A 1,012-nucleotide genomic window follows, 5' to 3' on the forward strand; every position below is an offset into this window, starting at 1 on the left:
CGGGCCGGTTCATCCCCGCGGGCGCGGGGAATACAACCGATCAGCGGCGTACTTGATCAACCCGGACGGTTCATCCCCGCGGGCGCGGGGAACACGCCAACATGCGCAGCACCGGCATGTTGGAAGTCGGTTCATCCCCGCGGGCGCGGGGAACACCGCCTCGAAGACCGCCGCAAGCAAGCCCTCGTCGGTTCATCCCCGCGGGCGCGGGGAACACTTCATGACACAATTCATTATTACGTCGTGTTGCGGTTCATCCCCGCGGGCGCGGGGAACACAGGGTGTCGGGGCAACGGATCGGCGGGGCGGGCGGTTCATCCCCGCGGGCGCGGGGAACACCGTCGCGGTGCTGGATGCTTGCCACCAAGCGTGCGGTTCATCCCCGCGGGCGCGGGGAACACATCACGGGGAAATCGCACTCCGTGGTCAGCACCGATTCATCCCCGCGGGCGCGGGGAACACCGACCGCCTGCTGGTCAAGTGGGTGTTGCAGCGCGGTTCATCCCCGCGGGCGCGGGGAACACACAAAGAGGGCTAGGCGATGAACCGCGGACACCGGTTCATCCCCGCGGGCGCGGGGAACACGCCACCGTCAAGCCGGTCGCTCTCACCGGCGGCGGTTCATCCCCGCGGGCGCGGGGAACACGCCTGGTCCTGCATCGAGGGCGGCCTGATCAGCGGTTCATCCCCGCGGGCGCGGGGAACACTTTAGTATCTGATTCGCACCAAGCACAAGCGCCGGTTCATCCCCGCGGGCGCGGGGAACACCATCATGCGGCTGGCGTGCAGGGCGGGGTGAGCGGTTCATCCCCGCGGGCGCGGGGAACACTCCAATCATTCGGCGTTTTTTTGGTGCGTTGGCGGTTCATCCCCGCGGGCGCGGGGAACACGAAAGGGGGAACGGTTGCATCCTTTCGATTTTGGGTTCATCCCCGCGGGCGCGGGGAACACGACCAATACGTGTGTTGCTGATGAGCCTGTCACGGTTCATCCCCGCGGGCGCGGGGAACAC

The 1,012-nt window shown here is 67.6% G+C and carries 1 CRISPR repeat array.

The features are described from left to right. Window positions 1-5: 5 nt before the first annotated feature. A CRISPR array of direct repeats spans window positions 6-1,012; the repeat unit is 29 nt; unit sequence CGGTTCATCCCCGCGGGCGCGGGGAACAC.

This window comes from Lamprocystis purpurea DSM 4197, assembly GCF_000379525.1.
Taxonomy (GTDB): domain Bacteria; phylum Pseudomonadota; class Gammaproteobacteria; order Chromatiales; family Chromatiaceae; genus Thiodictyon; species Thiodictyon purpureum.